This window comes from Infirmifilum tikiterense, assembly GCF_054696565.1.
On the sequence record NZ_CP182482.1, the window covers coordinates 1,730,796 to 1,746,868 of the forward strand.

General features: G+C 60.4%; 15 protein-coding genes. 8 read left to right on the forward strand and 7 right to left on the reverse strand.

What is annotated here, in order from left to right; all coding sequences use genetic code 11:
- Position 1: 1 nt before the first annotated feature.
- Entirely contained in the window at positions 2–373 is a 372-nt protein-coding gene (locus tag ACNO7C_RS09510) for a hypothetical protein (RefSeq protein WP_460024850.1), read from the reverse strand.
- Positions 310–1,143, reverse strand: a complete 834-nt coding sequence (locus ACNO7C_RS09515) for an aldo/keto reductase (protein WP_460024851.1) — start codon at positions 1,141–1,143, stop codon at positions 310–312. The genes ACNO7C_RS09510 and ACNO7C_RS09515 overlap by 64 nt, the downstream gene beginning before the upstream one ends.
- 62 nt (positions 1,144–1,205) lie before the next feature.
- Here ACNO7C_RS09515 and ACNO7C_RS09520 point away from each other — a divergent pair, with 62 nt between their 5' ends.
- From ACNO7C_RS09520 to ACNO7C_RS09530, 3 genes are read left to right on the forward strand one after another with little or no spacing between them, the layout of a single operon-like run.
- Positions 1,206–1,619, forward strand: a complete 414-nt coding sequence (locus tag ACNO7C_RS09520; RefSeq protein WP_460024852.1) for a hypothetical protein — start codon at positions 1,206–1,208, stop codon at positions 1,617–1,619.
- A gap of 31 nt (positions 1,620–1,650) precedes the next feature.
- A complete protein-coding gene (locus ACNO7C_RS09525; protein ID WP_460024853.1) occupies positions 1,651–3,621 on the forward strand; it encodes a hypothetical protein in 1,971 nt (656 codons plus the stop codon).
- Between the two features lie 60 nt (positions 3,622–3,681).
- Positions 3,682–5,064, forward strand: a complete 1,383-nt coding sequence (locus ACNO7C_RS09530; protein WP_460024854.1) for a thymidylate synthase — start codon at positions 3,682–3,684, stop codon at positions 5,062–5,064.
- A gap of 11 nt (positions 5,065–5,075) precedes the next feature.
- Here the strand turns inward: ACNO7C_RS09530 and ACNO7C_RS09535 are convergent, their stop codons facing one another.
- Positions 5,076–6,317, reverse strand: coding sequence for an aminotransferase class V-fold PLP-dependent enzyme (locus ACNO7C_RS09535; protein WP_460025931.1), 1,242 nt, complete (start codon positions 6,315–6,317; stop codon positions 5,076–5,078).
- Between the two features lie 81 nt (positions 6,318–6,398).
- On the opposite strand from ACNO7C_RS09535, the gene pheS reads away from it, so the two are divergent.
- The 5 genes from pheS to ACNO7C_RS09560 are packed head-to-tail and all read left to right on the forward strand — an operon-like array spanning position 6,399 to position 13,113.
- On the forward strand, positions 6,399–7,955 hold the full coding sequence (pheS, locus tag ACNO7C_RS09540) for a phenylalanine--tRNA ligase subunit alpha (protein WP_460024855.1): 1,557 nt from the start codon (positions 6,399–6,401) through the stop codon (positions 7,953–7,955).
- A gap of 5 nt (positions 7,956–7,960) precedes the next feature.
- Complete coding sequence (gene pheT, locus ACNO7C_RS09545; protein WP_460024856.1) at positions 7,961–9,640, forward strand: phenylalanine--tRNA ligase subunit beta; 1,680 nt, start codon at positions 7,961–7,963, stop codon at positions 9,638–9,640.
- The gene (locus ACNO7C_RS09550) at positions 9,619–10,338 is read left to right on the forward strand and encodes an HAD family hydrolase (RefSeq protein ID WP_460024857.1); all 720 of its coding nucleotides are present in this window, start codon (positions 9,619–9,621) and stop codon (positions 10,336–10,338) included. Before pheT ends, ACNO7C_RS09550 begins: the two co-directional genes overlap by 22 nt.
- 42 nt (positions 10,339–10,380) lie before the next feature.
- Positions 10,381–11,919, forward strand: coding sequence for a glycogen/starch/alpha-glucan phosphorylase (locus ACNO7C_RS09555; RefSeq protein ID WP_460024858.1), 1,539 nt, complete (start codon positions 10,381–10,383; stop codon positions 11,917–11,919).
- Positions 11,920–11,976: 57 nt separating this feature from the next.
- Entirely contained in the window at positions 11,977–13,113 is a 1,137-nt protein-coding gene (locus tag ACNO7C_RS09560) for an iron-containing alcohol dehydrogenase (protein ID WP_460024859.1), read from the forward strand.
- Here the strand turns inward: ACNO7C_RS09560 and ACNO7C_RS09565 are convergent.
- From ACNO7C_RS09565 to ACNO7C_RS09580, 4 genes are read right to left on the reverse strand one after another with little or no spacing between them, the layout of a single operon-like run.
- Complete coding sequence (locus tag ACNO7C_RS09565; protein ID WP_460024860.1) at positions 13,107–13,655, reverse strand: NTPase; 549 nt, start codon at positions 13,653–13,655, stop codon at positions 13,107–13,109. The genes ACNO7C_RS09560 and ACNO7C_RS09565 overlap by 7 nt on opposite strands.
- Positions 13,648–14,442 (reverse strand): 5'/3'-nucleotidase SurE, encoded by a 795-nt coding sequence (gene surE / locus ACNO7C_RS09570; RefSeq protein ID WP_460024861.1) that lies wholly within the window; start codon positions 14,440–14,442, stop codon positions 13,648–13,650. The genes ACNO7C_RS09565 and surE overlap by 8 nt, the downstream gene beginning before the upstream one ends.
- 33 nt (positions 14,443–14,475) lie before the next feature.
- Positions 14,476–15,219 (reverse strand): 5-formyltetrahydrofolate cyclo-ligase, encoded by a 744-nt coding sequence (locus ACNO7C_RS09575; protein WP_460024862.1) that lies wholly within the window; start codon positions 15,217–15,219, stop codon positions 14,476–14,478.
- 2 nt (positions 15,220–15,221) lie between these two features.
- Entirely contained in the window at positions 15,222–16,031 is an 810-nt protein-coding gene (locus ACNO7C_RS09580) for a nucleotidyltransferase domain-containing protein (RefSeq protein WP_460024863.1), read from the reverse strand.
- Positions 16,032–16,073: the final 42 nt, after the last annotated feature.

Genomic DNA, 16,073 nt, shown 5'->3' on the forward strand with positions numbered 1-16,073 from the left:
CCTACCCGGGCAGAATCTCCTCGACTTCCCTCAGAACCTCATCCTCGTTCCTATCCGACTCGACCAGCTGGTGCTCCGCGAATCCGCTCTTCCTCTCTTCGAGTCTACGCGAGACAAGCTCTACAGCCGTCCTCGATGGGTGGAGCGCGACATCGATGTACGCCCTCACGATTCCCGCGACTGTTGCCTCCTGAAGCACGATCGCCACGTCAGCGAGCTCGATGAGCACTCTGACGTGCTTGTGCCCGCGCGGCACGAAGGCTACGACCCTCTTGACGTCCTCGTTGCGGTAAACCCTAGCCTGTATTGCTAAGCTAGCACCCTTCTGAACTTCTCCGATATAAGCCTCCAGTCCTCCTCGCTGAGCCTCCACCCGGCAGCCCCGGCGTTCTCCTCCACGTGCCGCCTGCTGCTGGCTTTCGGTATGGGGACCACGGGCTTAAACCTCAAGAGCCAGTTCAGCGCGACCTGTGCCGCGGTCTTACCGTACTTGGCCCCGAGGCTTGCGAGGAACTGGTCGCGGGCTAGCTGACCCTTCTCCAGTGGGGTGTACGCTAGGTACAGCATCCCCTCGCGCTCAGCGTAGGGGATGACGGAGCCCTCGTCGCGCCGGTCAAGCAGGCTGAACTTGTTCTCGATGGCCACGACGTCCACCTGGTTGAGGCAGCTCCTAGCCTCCTCCACGAGCTGTAAGCCGAAGTTGCTGACACCGATGAACCTGGCGTAACCCCTCTTCACCGCCTCCTCCAGCCCCCTCATCGTCTCGCAGAGCTCAACGCCCTCAGGGGGCCAGTGTATGAGGTAGAGGTCGATGTGCGTCCCGAGCCTCCTAACGCTGGCCTCGGCCGCCTTCACCACCTCGTCCCGCGCGGCGTGCGTCTGCCAGACCTTCGAGACTATGAAGACATCATCCCGGTTGAAGCCCTTAACAGCCATTCCCACGAGCTCCTCCGCGTGGCCCCCGCCGTACATCTCAGCGGTGTCCACGAGAGTCAGGCCCAGCTGCAACCCGTACCTAAGCGCGTCCACCCACTCCTCGTCGCGCGAGCGGTCTGGGGTCCAGAATCCTCCACCGATGCCCCAGGTCCCTAGACCGATGGCTGCTACCTCTGCCCTAAGCTTGGGGATAAACTTCCTCTCCATCAGCCATACTCCGCTATGAAACGTTATATACCTGATCCTCGCACCAAAGGTAGAGGCTTGTCATGAGTAAAGCCCAAGCGGAGGTCGTGGCCGCGCTACTCCTAATGGCGATAGCTGTAGCCCTCTGGGCGCTCGCCTGGAGCTTCTTCTACCCCACCTGGCAGCAGGCGTCCCAGAGAATTGAGAGGGAGCGCATCACGTCAGAGAAGGGGCTAAGGGAGTTTCTCCTCGTCGAGCTCCTCGAGAGAGACAGCGCCACCGGCTCCATCTGCGTCCAGGTCACCAACACAGGGGATGTTTCCACCGAAGTGGTCTCGGTGTACCTCAACGGCACCCTTGCGTGGAGCGGCTACGTTCCGATACGCGTGGGGGAGACCAAGGGCATCTGCACCAGCATGACCGCGAGGGGCACCTACACCGTGAGAGTCTGCTCCTACACGAACTGCTTCGAGGTGAGAGACTACGTCGTCCCGTAGGGCGCAGGCGTCAGCGCTCGGAGCAGTCCTCATGACGATAATCTTGGTGCTAGTCGCGGCCATCCTGCTCCAGTACATGAGATCCCAGACGGAACTCCAAGCCATAGCCACCCAGACTCAAAGCCAGAGGGTGGGCGAGGGGGTACTATCACTCAGCATAGCCGACACATACAGCAACGCCACATCCACGCCGCCCCTCGTCAATGTCCTCGTGGGAAGATGCACGCAGACCGGAAACCTGAGCACGCTAGATGGAAGAGGGCTTGTCTTCACCCCAAACTCCACTGCAAACGGCTATGTGCTTCAGGTAAACTTCACGACAACGGTTCCGACTAACACCGTTGATGTGACGCAGAGCCTTTACCTCAACCCCTCCATCACCCTGAATGCCCAGGTCTACACTAAGACACCTGAGGGAGTCTACACTTTATCAGCAACGTACCTCCTCCCAGCAAGCACCACCTCCGCGATAACAGTTCACTCTCCCAGCTACATACTCTCTATGCAGGCTTCGAGGAACTTCACAGTTCTGCTTGACCAGGCGACCACGAATCTGACGATGTACAACACAACGGGCTTTTACCTATACGCGAAAAACCAGGGACCAGGCTACACCGCGATCCACGGCTTATGGGTGATCACAAACACCTCTGCAACACGAATCCCGCTAAGCATCACGCTCCCGCCTGGAGGCGCAGCGCAGATACCTGTCGGCATAAACTCCACAGCAATTAAGGAATTAAGAGCAATCGCCATCACAAGAGTCTACATAATACACCCCAACTCTCCCAAATTAGCCGCGAGCCTCGCTTACACTGCCGGCGGCGCGTCTGGGCAACAGCAGCCCCACTTCACTATACTTAGCTACAACTCCACCATCGCCGGCACGGTGTCGTCTAAGCAGGTGCTGGTGGTAACTGTGAGCAACACCGGGCAAGTAGCCGGGACGGCGCGTGTCGAGGTCTACGACCAAAACGGCAACCTCGTCAATGCGACCCAGCTCTCAGTGAGCCCCGCCTCGCCCAAAACTGCCACCCTCACTGTCACACTCCCACCGACTAGGGGCACCTACACCTGGACGCTCAAGGTCAAGAACCTAGCCACGGGCAGCTACGACGACTCCAAGACCATCACCGTCATCGCGAGGGACCTCCTACTCCAGTCGAGGGGTGCAGTGATCTACGAGGACTTCGAGTCGATGCCGTCAGGCTGGACACCGCTCGGAGGCACCTGGGCTATCGTCCCGGGCGGGTGGAGGGGCAACGCCCTGCGGGGAACCGACAACGATGGGGGGCCAGGCGGCGACTCTGTCTTCGCGAACAACACCAGGATCTCGGCCACAATTCAGGCGATCGTGAAGCTCGGCAATGTTCAACGGAACGACAGGGTTTACAGGGGGGTTGTTCTCCTAGAACAGCTCACTAATTCCACACAGCTTTACGAGCTGTCATTAGAACCCCAGGGAAACAACATATGGCTTAATGCCCTCCTATACGAAAGCCTCCCACAGGGGCGGTCCTGGGTTACTACCTGGGTTACTCTAAATGATACTATAACTGGATATGTTTCGAGCTGGTATACCCTTTACGTGAAGTTTACGAAGGGGTCCCCGAATACAATGAGCCTAGTATTATACGATCAAAATGGGAACACTATGGCTACTCTCTCTGCTAAAGACACGACAATATCTCCAAACTACATAGGCTTAGCCACAGATGGAGGCACAACGCTGTTCGACGATTTTGTCGTGACTTCTGGCGCCGACCCGAGGTACGTGGTCGTCTCGGGGCTGCAGGCTGGCTGGCGCGTGCAGCTGCTCGACTCCTCGATGAGCCTCTGCGCCCAGGCAGCGGCTGACGCCACGGGCATGGCGAGGCTCAGCGTGATCAACTGCTCAATACTCAGGAACGCCACCATGAGAGTGCTCGACCAGAGCGGAAACACAGTCATCCAGAAAACCCTCCCAGCAGTAGTCGGAGGAGACACATACACCTACGGCTAACCAGAATTTCCAACAATACTGATTTTTAGCCCTGCGACATGTGTAGTCTGAAGCGCGGCTATGCCTGACGTCCTGGTGCTGAACCCGGAGTCCAACGTCGCTGTGGCCACCCTATGGACGAAGAAGGAGATCGTTGCGGGGAAGCTTAGAGAGCTGGGCGTGGACGGCAAAGTGAACATCGTCGGCACCCTGTATACGAGGTATGGGGTGAACTACCTCCTCCACACCCTCTCCCAGCACCCCGAGATAGACACGGTTATAGTCTTCGGTGCGGACCTCTCGGGCAGCGGGGAAGCTCTAGTCGAGCTCTTCAGAGGGGGGAGTCCGGAGAGCCTCAGACTGATGTGGCCCCTAGAGGAGCTCAAGCCCCTGCTTGACGCCGTTAGGGTCCTGGACCTCCGCGAAGCGTTCAGGAGGGGCGACTACCAAGCGCTTGCGGACGCTGTGAACAAGAGCTTCTCGCCCGGCGTGAGGAGGCAGAGGCTCAGTCTCGAGCTTAAGGAGGTGCGGGCCTCGTCCTGGCCCGTGCAGGTGGCCGGGCTGAGCTTGGTCGAGGAGGACGTGGTCAGGGCCTGGGCTAAGCTCCTGGACGCCGTGATGACGTGGGGGTTCCTCAAGGAGAGCGAGTACGGTGAGAAGCAGAAGCAGGTGCTGGGAGCGCAGGTGGTCCTCTACGCCGAGAAGGCCCTCGCCTCCTCCCACAGGCTCAGCGAGTTCTTCCCCCGGGAAGAACTGGACAGGCACGTGGAGTCTCTGTTGAGGGGCGTGGAGGGTGCCAGCTACTCCTACGGCGAAAGGCTGCGGAGGCACCGGGAAGCGGGGGACCAGCTGGAGCGCCTCGTATCGAGGCTCGCGTCCTCCCCGAGCACGAGGAGGGCTGTAGCCCTCACCTGGGACTTCCAGGTGGACCCCTCGAGTAGCGACCCCCCGTGCCTCCTGGCAGTGCAGGGAGACCTGTCCGGCGGAAGGTACAACCAGCTGGCGTACTTCAGGAGCCACGACGCCTACGCCGGGTGGCCGGTGAACGTCTACGGCCTCCTCAGGCTCATGGAGCACGTTTCCCTCCAACTCTCCGAGAAGACTGGCCGCAACGTGAGGCCCGGCTTCCTCGTCGTCTTCAGCGCCTCGCTCCACGTCTACGAGCACGACTTCGCGCGGGCCCGAGAGGTGGTGGACAGGCACAGAAGGGAGTTTGCGGCGTTCGTGGAGGATCCGAAGGGGAACTTCCTTATTAGAGTTGAGGGCTGCAGGATTGTGCTCGAGCTCAGGGACCAGGAGGGCGTTCTCGTTCAGTCTTTGACCGGCTCTAGCGCCCGCGAGCTCCTGAGCCAGCTGAACCTCGACGCGCTGATGCCGAGGCACGCCTCGTACCTGACCCGCGAGCTCATACGCGCCGAGGAGGCGCTGAGGAGTGGCCGGGAGTACGTCCAGGACTCCGTCTAACCCCTAGCAGGTTAGGTCGCAATGACCAGTATCTTCCTGAGAGCCTCCTCGAACACCTCAAGCTCCTCGAGCGTGTTGTAGAGGTAGAAGCTCGCCCTGACCGTACCGAGGGGCGTGCCCAGCCTCTTCACGAGCGGGAGGGCGCAGTGGTGCCCGCTCCTCACGGCGATACCCTCGCTGTCGAGGAGCTGGGCAACCTCGTGCGGCGTGAGCTTACCGACGTTGAAGCTGACAACACCGACTCTCTCCTTGACGTCGAGCGGCCCGTAGACGGTGACTCCGAGCTCCTGAAGGATGCCTAGAGCCTTCTCAGTGAGCCTTCTCTCGTGAGCCTCTATGCTCTCCATACCGATTCTCTCGAGGTACTCGACCGCCGCAGAGAGGCCGACGGCGCCGGCGACGTTCGGAGTTCCAGCCTCGAACTTGTGTGGGGCTTGCAGCCACTCGGCCCTGCACTCCTCCGCGCCGCACTCCACGAGGGAGATGGCCCCGCCCCCAGGGAAGGGAGGCTCCAGCTTCTCCGCAAGCTCCCGCTCTATATAGAGCCCCCCTATGCCCATCGGCCCGAGCATCTTGTGCCCTGAGAAGGCCAGGAAGTCCGGCTTTATCCTGCCGACGTCCACGCGCATGTGGGGCACGCTCTGGGCCCCGTCGACGAGGCAGAGCGCGCCGCGGCTCCTAGCCTCCTCGCAGAGCTCTTTGACAGGGTTGACGACACCCGTCACATTGCTCACATGCGTCACCGCGAGGACCCTCACTTTATCCGTCAGCTTCCTGCGGAAGTCGTCGAGGTCGAGCCTCCCGTCATCCGTCACCTCTACAACCTTGAGCTTAGCCCCGGCGAGCCTCGCAATCCGCACCCAGGGTAGCAGGTTGCTGTGGTGCTCCATGCGGGTGACCAGGATCTCGTCCCCGCTCCTCACTAGGCCCGATGCGAGCAGGGAATACGCCGCGAGGTTTATGCTCTCAGTAGTGTTCTTGGTGAATACGAGCTCGTCCGGCTTAGCGCCGATGAACGCGGCCACCACCTTGCGGGCCGCCTCGTACGCCTCCGTAGCCGCCAAGGCGAGCTCGTGGACGCTCCTGCCGATGTTAGCGTTCAGGCTCCTGTAGAAGCTATCTACGGCCTCTATGACCTGAACAGGCCTCTGGCTAGTCGCCGCGTTGTCGAAGTATATCAGTTGCTTGCCGTGAACCTTCCTGGCGAAAATCGGGAAATCCCTCCTGACCTCGTAGGGGTCGAGCAACGGTATCGCCGTTTTTCTGAAACCGAGAGAGCTAATAATATAAATTGCTATCTTCTCCTGATTTAAGCAACGTTTAAAGGTGTCCGTATGGGCAGTAGTACAAGTGGTGGCCATGGAGCGCCAATTTTAGAGAGGGTTCTCCTCCCAGCGAGGCAGAAGAGGATCGTCGAAGCGGTTCTGCAGGATTGCAGTGACGCAGACGAGCTAGCCGCGAGGATGGGGGCGAAGCGCGAGGACCTCATGAGGGACCTCGAAGAGCTGAGGGCCAGAGGCCTCCTCGAGGTCTACAGGACCGAGGAAGCGCTCTACGCGCTCACGAGAGAGGGCGAGAGGTGCCTGTCGGAGGGTCTACCCGAGGAGAAGGTCCTCAGGATACTTGAGGAGGCCGGCGAGCTCACCAAGGAGAGGCTCACCGCACTCGGGAGCGAGCGCAACATCCCCAGGGAAGAGATCGAGATCGGCCTGGCCCAACTCGCGGCTGGGAAAGCAGTATCCTTCAGACCGGGCGGTGTGATCGTGCCGGACTTTGCCAGAGCACGGGAGCTTGTAGAGAGGACGAGGGAAGCCCTCAGGCTCGTGTCCCAGGGGGCTCAGCCTGAGGCCAGCGTCCTGAACTCGCTGAGGAGGAGGGGTCTCGTGGAGGCTAGGAGGCGCACGAGGATAAGCGTCAGGCCAACAGACCAGCTTGTGAAGCTGTGGGAGAGGGGGCTGGTGGTGGAGGCCCGGGTCATAACGGAGCTCACGCCGGAGGTTATAGCTAGCGGAGAGTGGAGGAGCGCGGTGTTTAAGCCGTTCGACCTCAGCGTGGAGCCGCCCAGCCTGCCCCTCGGGCGTAAACACCCCTACCTCGAGTTCCTTGACTGGCTAAGGGAGATCCTCGTGGAGATGGGCTTCGAGGAGATGAAAGGCCCCCACGTCGAGCTCGAGCTGTGGAACTTCGACGCGCTCTTCCAGGCCCAGGACCACCCCGCTAGGGAGATCCACGACACATACTTCCTCAAGGGGAACCAGCTGGGCTCGTTCCACGACCAGGAGCTCATGAAGAGGATAGCAGCCGCGCACGAGAGCGGGGGCGCAACGGGGTCTCGGGGGTGGGGGTACAGGTGGGACCCCTCGAGGGCTCTGAGGCTGATACTCCGCACGCAGACGACCGCGGTTTCGGCCAGGACTCTATACCAGCGCGGGAGCGGGGAGTACATGTGCTTCTCCCTAGACAGGGTCTTCAGGCCTGAGAACCTGGACGCGAAGCACAGCATGGAGTTCTACCAGCTCGAGGGCATAATCGTCGGCCCCAAAGTCACGTTCAGGAACCTTCTAGGCTTCTTCGACGAGATGGCCAGGAGATTAGGCCTCGGGAGGGTTAAGGTCAAGCCCGCGTACTTCCCCTTCACCGAGCCGAGCGTGGAGGGCTTCATCAAGCACGAGAAGCTCGGCTGGATAGAAGTGTTCCCCGGCGGGATGTTCCGGCCCGAGATGCTTTGGGCTCTGGGGGTCAGCGGCGTCAACGTGGCCGCGTGGGGTATAGGCATCGACAGGATCGCCATGGCCGTCCTCGGGATCGACGACATCCGCCTCCTCTTCACGCAGGATTTAGAGTTCATAAGGCGCGCACCTAGGCCGATACCCTTAAGCCTACTGAGGTGACGTGCATGCCGGTCGTAGAAGTCAGCCTCTGGGACCTCGAAAGGCTCGTGGGGCGGAGCCTGTCCAAGGCCGACATCGAAGAGTTGCTCCCAAGGCTCAAGTGCGAGGTGGAGGAGGTCGGCGACTCGGCCGTTGCCTATGAGGCTACCCACGACAGGCCTGACCTGTACTCCGCCGAGCTGCTGTCTGTTTACCTGAGGGGTCTTCTTGAAGTTGAGCTCGGCTTACCGAGGTTCAAGAGTGGGGGCGTGGTCGGGGAAGCCAGGATCGAGGGCCCGAGCTACAGGCCTTATGCGTACTTCGCCGTAGTGAGGGGGGTTAGCTTGGACGACGAGGCTATACGGCAGCTGATGCAGCTACAGGAGAAAATCCACCTGACGTACGGCAGAGACAGGAGGAAGGTCTCAATCGGGCTCTACGACCTGAGGGGCGTGGAGTTCCCCATCAGGTACGTCGGCGTCAAGCCTGAGGCTGTGAAGTTCAAGCCCCTCGGCTTCACCGTTGAGATGACCCCCCTGCAGGTCCTTCGGGAGCACCCCAAAGGCGTGGCATACAGGCACCTAGTGGAGGGGCATGAGATGCTTCCCCTCATAGTGGATGCGGAGGGTAAAGTAGTGAGCTTCCCACCCATAACAAACAGCGAGGACTACAGGGTCACCGAGAGCACGAGGGACGTGCTTATAGACGTTACAAGCACCGACCCCGAAGCAGGGAGGAGAATCGTGACGCTCATGGCCTCCGCGGTGGCGACAAGGGGAGGCACAATATACCAGGTTAGGAATGTCTCCGGGGCCTTGTCCGAGGTGTCCCCGAGGCTTGAGCCGGATCATGTAACCTACAACGTCTCCCTGAACAGGCAGCTGCTTGGGTTGGACCTAGGCCCCCGCGAGACGCAGGAGTTGCTCGCCAGGATGCGCATGGAAGCGGTGGCTATCGGCGGGGACGAGCTGAGGGTGGCTTACCCGTACTTCAGGGTGGACATCCTGCACCCCGTGGACATCGCCGAGGAGGTTGCGATGGCCTACGGTTATGAGAGAATAGAGCCCCAGTACATGCCGCCGCTCCACCCGGGCCGGGAGCATGGCCTCGAGGTCTTCTCCAGGGCGGTCCGCGAGGCGATGATCGGGATGGGCTTCATCGAGGTGAACAACTACATCATGACAAGCAGGGAGCTGATGTTCACCATGATGGGCTTGGAGGTAGGCGATATTGTGGAGGTTGAGAACCCGAAGCACGAGATGTACCACGCGCTCCGCACGTGGATCATACCTCAGCTCCTGGCCACACTCTCGAACAGCAAGCACGCCGGCTACCCGCAGAGGATCTTCGAGGTCGGCGACGTCGTGATACCGGATCCCTCCCGCGAGAACAGAGCGCGGGACGAGCGCCACCTCGCCTTCGCCATTGCAGGAAAAGGTGTAACGCTCACAGACGGCTTAGCCACCCTGAAAACACTGTGCGCGCTCTTCAAGGCAGGCCATGAGCTCAGGGCCCTAGAGCACAAAAGCTTCATCTCTGGCAGGGCAGCGAGGGTTCTCTCCGAGTGCGGAGAGCTAGGCATTGTTGGCGAGATTCACCCCCAGGTGCTCGTGAACTTCAACCTAGCTGTGCCTGTGGTTGCCGGCGAGCTAGACGTCGAGCGACTGAAAGGGTGTTACGAGAAGTGGAAAGAGGGCTACTCATAGACCTGTGGGGGACCATCTTCTGGCCCAAGCTGCCGCTGGAGGAGTACCATAGGTTGAGAGTGCGGAAGATCCGGGAGAGCCTAGGCGAAGCCGGGCGCTCGCTGAGCTTCGAGGCCGTGTACGAAGCGTACATGGCCGCCCGCAGGCTCGCCGACACGATCCGCACCACAACCCACGCCGAGGTGAACCTCACCGCCGAGATGCTGATCTTCCTCGATAAGCTGGGAATAGAGCCGGACCTGGATGTGCTGAGGAGGCTCGAGGAAGCTTACGTCTACCCCTACCTCACGCACCTCGTGGTAGCTGAGGGCGTGGCTGATCTGATAAAAACCGCGCGCGAGCGAGGCTTCAAAGTGATTCTGGCCTCCAACACCGCAAGCGGAAAGGCGTCTGAGAGGCTCCTCCGGGAGCACGGCCTCCTCTGCCTCTTCGACTACCTCGCCTTCTCGGACGAGATAGGTTTCCGCAAACCTCACCCAAGGTTCTTCTCGGTGATCGTCCGCGAGACAGGGATAGTCCCCTCCCGAAGCCTTTTCGTGGGCGATGAGGAAGCCGACATCGCGGGAGCCAAGAACTTCGGGATGAAAGCGGTGGCCTTCACAGGCTTTCACGAATACAACGGTTCGACCACCCCAGACGCCACAGCGAGAACCATGGCCGAGGTCGCCGAGATGCTCGCTGGTAGTAACGAGCGGTAAAATTGAAAGTTTTTTAACGGGCTAAGCGCTAAGTTGTGGCGTATGTCTGACGACGCTATTGTGAGCGTCACGCCCGAGATCGCTCTCGATGAGGGGTACACCTACGCCGGAGGCCTAGGAGTCCTGGAAGGAGACAAGTTCTACGCCGCGGCGAGGCTCGGCTTAAACTACTATGTGCTCACCCTGCTCTACCGCGAAGGCTACGTCGACTACGAGCTCGGCCCTGACGGCACTCCCCTGCCGAAGCCGCAGCCTCAGCCCGCAGACCTCCTAAACAGGCTCCGCAAGTGCTGCGAGCTTGAAGTCAAGCTCAAGGGTGAGCGCGTTAGCGTCGCGGCGCACGTCTACACGAAGGGGAAGGCCAGCGTAGTGTTCTTCGAGCCGCTATCCCCGGAGTGGGCGACGTCCCTGACGAGCCGTCTCTTCATCGAAAGGGGTGTTGAGGAGAAGTTCTACAAGTACGTCCTGCTGGCAAGAGCCTCGGCTGAGTACATCAAAAGCCAGATCGGCGTCGACTCAGTGCGCTACATCGACCTCCAGGAGGCCTACACCGCTTTCCTCCCTCTCGTCCTCCGGCTTCCAGGCCGCTACAGGCTCATTATCCACACCCCGGGGCCGTGGGGGCACCCATCTTTCCCCAGGGGGCTCTTCGAGCAAGAGTTCGGCTACAAGATGATAGAGGATAAAATCGTCCTGACCACGCTCGGGGCGATCATGTCCAGTGAGCTGATAATGGTCTCGGCGAAGCACTTCGACGTGATGAAGCGCGTGATACCCCACCTTATTGAGAAGGCGAGGTTCGTCACCAACGGCATAGACCTCGAGAGGTGGATGCACCCGGGGCTTAGGGAGAGGTTCGAGAAAGGGGAGCTGAATCCCGAGAACTTCGCCCTGGCCAAGAGCGAGGCCAGAGCCAACCTAGTGAGGCTGATAAACTCCAGGAAGCCCCTCGCAGTTTCGCAGGAGCAGATGATCGCGGTGTGGGCCAGGAGGATGACCAAGTACAAGAGGCCGTACTTCGTGACTAGGCTTGTCGAGGAGGCTAGGGACAACGTGGTTTTCGTCCTCGGCGGTAAAGCCCACCCCGATGACAAGGAGGGTCTGCAGTTCATGCGGGAGTTCAAGGAGCTCGAGAGAAAGTACAGCAACGTCGTCTACTTCCACGACTACGACGTCCAAAAGGCTAAGACGCTCATCGCGGGCGGCGACCTCCTCTTGTTCACACCGTTCTCCGGCTGGGAGGCCAGCGGGACAAGCTTCATGAAAGCTGCTGTGAACGGCACGGTGCCTGTGGCGTCCCGGGACGGGGCGGCAGTGGAAATGATCGTGGATGGCGTGAATGGCTGGCTATTCGGCCAAGACATAAGGGACTTGGTGGACTTCGGCCGCGACCCTCGCGTGGCTGAAGTGGACAGGGTCGAGTATGAGGAGCTGAAGACCAAGTTCCTAAAAGCCTTAGATCTCTACAGCTCCGACCGCGAAGGCTTCCAGACAATAGCCCTGAACTCGTTACTCACATTCGCACCTGTGGTCGACATGAAGAGAGTTCTCAGAGAGTACTACCCGGACCTAGTGAAGTAGCCCGCCGAGCGTTTGGCACAAAGTTTTTCTGCTCCCCGGGACGTACTCTAGATCTGTATGTGCGCTCTCCCCCCTTTCTCAGTGGCACAACCCACGCGCGTTATTTTCGGCAGAGGTTCCCTTGAGAAGGTAGGTGAGCTTGCCTCAGCAGCGGGTTCCCGGGCTCTCGTGATCACCGGGAGGACGTTCGCGCGGAGGTACGGCTACGACGATAAGATAAGGCGCCTTCTCGAGCAGCACGGCGTTAAGGTGGGCTTCTTCCAGGAGGTCGAGCCCAATCCCACCTACTCAACTGTCAGGAGGTGCCTCGAGGCAGCCCGGAGCATGGACGTGGAAGTCTTCGTGGCATTCGGAGGTGGGAGCGTCATCGATGTCGCGAAAGCCGTGAACGTCGTGTACACGCTGGGGGGCGACGTCTCTGACTACGTTTACCCCAAGGCCGTTAACCAGAAGCTGAAGCCCCTGATAGCGGTTCCCACGACCCACGGTACTGGCAGCGAGGTCACGAAGTACAGCGTTCTGGTCGACGAGTCCACCAAGATGAAAGTCGCTATCTCGGGTGAAGGCCTCTATCCGGACTTTGCGCTACTGGACCCTGAGGTGCTCAGGTACCTTCCCAGGGAGCAGAGCGCCAGCACTGGCCTAGACGCGCTTAGCCACGCTGTGGAGGCCTACTTCAGCAAGCGTAGCAACCCCTACTCCGACCTGATGGCCCTCGAAGCCGCGAGGATATCGTTCAGGTACCTGCCCTGCGCCGTCTCGGGTGTGCTGGAGTGCAGGGAGAAGATGCTCTTCGCTAGCATGATAGCCGGCATAGCCATAAACCACACGGGCACCAACGTGGGCCACGGGCTCGGCTACACGCTCACTGTCGAGTACGGGCTCCTTCACGGCTTCGCGAATGCGATAATACTCCCCGGGGCAGCGAGGTTCTACGAGGCCTATATGCCTGAGAAAGCCGAGAGGTTCTTCGAAGCTACTGGTATCTCAAGGCCCCCCGGAGGCCTAGAGGAAGCCCTACGGTCCCTGATGGCCAGTGTGGCCGCGCCCCTGAGGCTGAGAGACCTGGGCGTCTCTGGGGAAAGACTAGAAGAGCTCGTACGCGACGGGTTACGCTACCAGAGGAACCTCGCCAACGCGCCCTTTGAGGTCACCGAGGAGGTGGCGCGGGAGACATACTCACTAGTTTACTGACGGGCTAGAAGGTTAGCTATCTTTCTCGCAAGCTCGGCTGGCACTCGCTCCCTATTCGCCAGGCTGAGCGGGATGAGCTCGACGTCCCGCCTCTCGAGCACCGACCTTCCGAACGGATTCTCGCGCGCCCTCTCGTGTATAGAGGCGGCTACGGGCTTCTCGGAGTTGAGGGCCGACGTTACGGCTTCCTTGAAACTTTCGCTTAAGAGCTCCATTGGTCCAATCTCATCGATTATTACGACAGATGCCTTATCGACTGCGTTTCTCACCGCGCTGACCCCCACGTCCTCGAGGTCCCTGAGATTCACTACGTACCTGCCCACGCGGGGGCCTTCGCCTGCGCCGGTGCTGGCGAGAACACCCCTCCTCCCGCTGAGCAGGTCTACGACCTCGAAGCCCTTCCTGACGCCCGCCTCTCTCACCTCCAGTGTTATCATGCCGCCTACCGCGACGCCCCTGCTGACCAGGATCTCGGCGAGCCGCTTAAGGCATGTAGTCTTACCTACCCCGGGTCTACCCGTTACGAGGAAGTTCTTAGCCATCAGAACCACTCTCAAGCTTTTTCCTAACCTCCTCTAGGAGGCCCGCGAGGCTCTCCGACCTGAACTCGAAGAGCGAGCCGAGAGAAATCGGCGTCACAGCGATTTTCCCATCTTCAAGCACGGCGTGCACGTCGCTACCCTCCTCCGCCTCCACTGGCTGACCGTACAGCCAGTAGTAAGGCCTCCCCTGCGGGTCTCGCCTCTTAACCACGGCCGCTGCGAACCTGCGCTTAGCAGGTCTGACTACAACCACCTCGCTCGATATCACCGGCGGGAAATTCACGTTCAGCGCGTCGATCCCTGGGGGGAACCCACGCTTGAGCACCGCCTCGGCTACAGCCCGGGTAGCCTTGAGTACGAACTTGCGGTACTCGGGCTCCTCGAGCTCCTCCGGCGAGTCCACGCACGCGCTGAAGGCCACTCCAGGCGTCCCCTCTATCGAGGCCTGGAGGACTGCGCCGAGCGTGCCGGAGGTGAGTATAACCTGGATGCTTAGGTTATCCCCGATGTTAACACCGGAGAACACCACATCGGGCTTGCCCGTGACTACGTTCATCGCTATGTAGATGACGTCGGACGGAGTACCGCTCACGAGGTAGAGCGGCTCACCGTCGATTTTCAGCTTGTTCACGCGGACAGGCTTGTGCAGTGTGAGGCCTAGGCCCGTAGCGGACTTCGGGGTTTCCGGGACCACCACGTAGACCTCTCCGAATCCTCGCACCGCCTCCCGGAGCAGAGATAGCCCGGGTGAGAATGGCCCATCGTCGTTCGTCACGAGAATCTTCATACCATGTCTACGCGAGCTCTAGCTCTAAAAACCTTACCTCTTCAACGCCCGAAGTAGCTCCTGCAAAACAGGTATGCTCCTGATCTCCTCATCGCTGAGTAGCTCCCAGTAGATCCCCTCGGGCCTCGGATGCACCTTCTGCGTTTTTATAGCGCGGGTCGGCGTGAACACGTAGTCAACCGGCACATCGTGCTTCAGCATGGGTATGCCCTCAACTACCTGCGCGTCGTGAACGGTGGTTACCACGGGAGTTGAGTCGTCAATGGCTCCCAGAGACTTAAGTATCCCGAACTCAAGGTCGCTGAAGCCCCCGCCTTTACCCACCCTGCCCCCGTGCACATCAACCGCTACGCTTCCTGCAACTTTCAAGTCAACTCTCGGAACCTCAAGCGTGACGACCTTGCCGTACTCGAACGCCCCCCGGATCGTCGAGGCGCGGGGGATGGCGGCCCTCGGCAGATGCTTAGGGTCGATCACCAGGAAGCCCCTGCGTAGCCTCGGCGAAGCCATGACGAGCAGCTTCCCGCTCTGAAGCACAGCCTCCCTAACATGCCTCTGGGGTGAGTCCGGGTTGCAGAATACGACCCGGGCGCTCTGAAACAGCTCACTGGCCACGAGCCTCCTGGCAGCGGCATCCGCGCCTCGAAAGTTGGGGATTCTGCCTTCAACGGGAAAGGGCGGTAGCGCTATCCCTTCTTTCACCAGCTTGGACCAGACTCTCCTCCTGATCTCCTCCTTAACCTTCCTGACGTCGGCTGGCGTCGCCAGGCGCCCCACCGCTACGGTACGCGGACCTCTCTCGTGACGCCTTTCCTGTCGACCCCGAGGATTACAAGCTCGACGCGGTTGTCCCTTTCCACCGCCCTGACGTCGGCCACGAAAGCCAGCTCGCTCAACAGCTTCTCGACGGTTTGCCGCGTGTCCGGCATCTCTAAGCCTAGGAGGCGAGCCGAGGCCTCGTAAACCTGAGCTAGCAGGGGCAGCAACTCTTCCCTTCTGATGCCCTTGAACCTCACCTCCCGTATCCTCGAGTAGGTCGCCGCTACACCCTCAAAACCCCCACGGGCCGTCAAGTAGCCCAGGATCTCGGCGTCCGAGAGGAGGACGGCTCTCTCCCTAGCGGCTACGAACCGGGCGGCGCTTCTCAAGGACTTGTAGGCATAGCTGATAGCCGAGTGCGGCCTCCCGACCAGGTAATTCTGGAGGCTCAAAGCGAGGCAGGTGAGCGAGTGCCTGAAGAGGTAGCTTACCGAGCGTGGCGTGAGAGGGGGCTGCGCGCCCAACGCGCGGATCACCTCCTCTCCACCGTACACCAGCTGGCCGCGTACGATCTCGTGCGCGATGAACTCACCGTCACGTATCAGCTGCTCGAGCTCGTCTAGCGTGAGGAAGAGGGGCGACACGTCGGGCCCCAGCTCCTCCATGACGTAAGCTATCTCCTCCACTGGCGGCTTCTCCCTAACGATCACCGCGACGTTATAGTCGCTTAGAGGAGTGAAGTCCTCGCGCCTGCTTGAAGAGCCGTAGACGACGACCCCCAGCAGGTTCTCCCCAAGCAGGCTGCTCAGCAACCACACTAGGGACTCCAAGACCGCTCGACACTAAACACGCTTTCGGGGCCTAAAAACCCT

What these genes read in the sequence shown, in the direction of transcription:
- pheS (WP_460024855.1), top strand. Translation starts at nt 6,399, where the DNA reads ATGGGCAGTAGTACAAGTGGTGGCCATGGAGCGCCAATTTTAGAGAGG.
- ACNO7C_RS09515 (WP_460024851.1), bottom strand. Translation starts at nt 1,143, where the DNA reads ATGGAGAGGAAGTTTATCCCCAAGCTTAGGGCAGAGGTAGCAGCCATC.
- ACNO7C_RS09555 (WP_460024858.1), top strand. Translation starts at nt 10,381, where the DNA reads ATGTCTGACGACGCTATTGTGAGCGTCACGCCCGAGATCGCTCTCGAT.
- ACNO7C_RS09525 (WP_460024853.1), top strand. Translation starts at nt 1,651, where the DNA reads ATGACGATAATCTTGGTGCTAGTCGCGGCCATCCTGCTCCAGTACATG.
- ACNO7C_RS09560 (WP_460024859.1), top strand. Translation starts at nt 11,977, where the DNA reads ATGTGCGCTCTCCCCCCTTTCTCAGTGGCACAACCCACGCGCGTTATT.
- pheT (WP_460024856.1), top strand. Translation starts at nt 7,961, where the DNA reads ATGCCGGTCGTAGAAGTCAGCCTCTGGGACCTCGAAAGGCTCGTGGGG.
- ACNO7C_RS09530 (WP_460024854.1), top strand. Translation starts at nt 3,682, where the DNA reads ATGCCTGACGTCCTGGTGCTGAACCCGGAGTCCAACGTCGCTGTGGCC.
- ACNO7C_RS09565 (WP_460024860.1), bottom strand. Translation starts at nt 13,655, where the DNA reads ATGGCTAAGAACTTCCTCGTAACGGGTAGACCCGGGGTAGGTAAGACT.
- ACNO7C_RS09520 (WP_460024852.1), top strand. Translation starts at nt 1,206, where the DNA reads ATGAGTAAAGCCCAAGCGGAGGTCGTGGCCGCGCTACTCCTAATGGCG.
- surE (WP_460024861.1), bottom strand. Translation starts at nt 14,442, where the DNA reads ATGAAGATTCTCGTGACGAACGACGATGGGCCATTCTCACCCGGGCTA.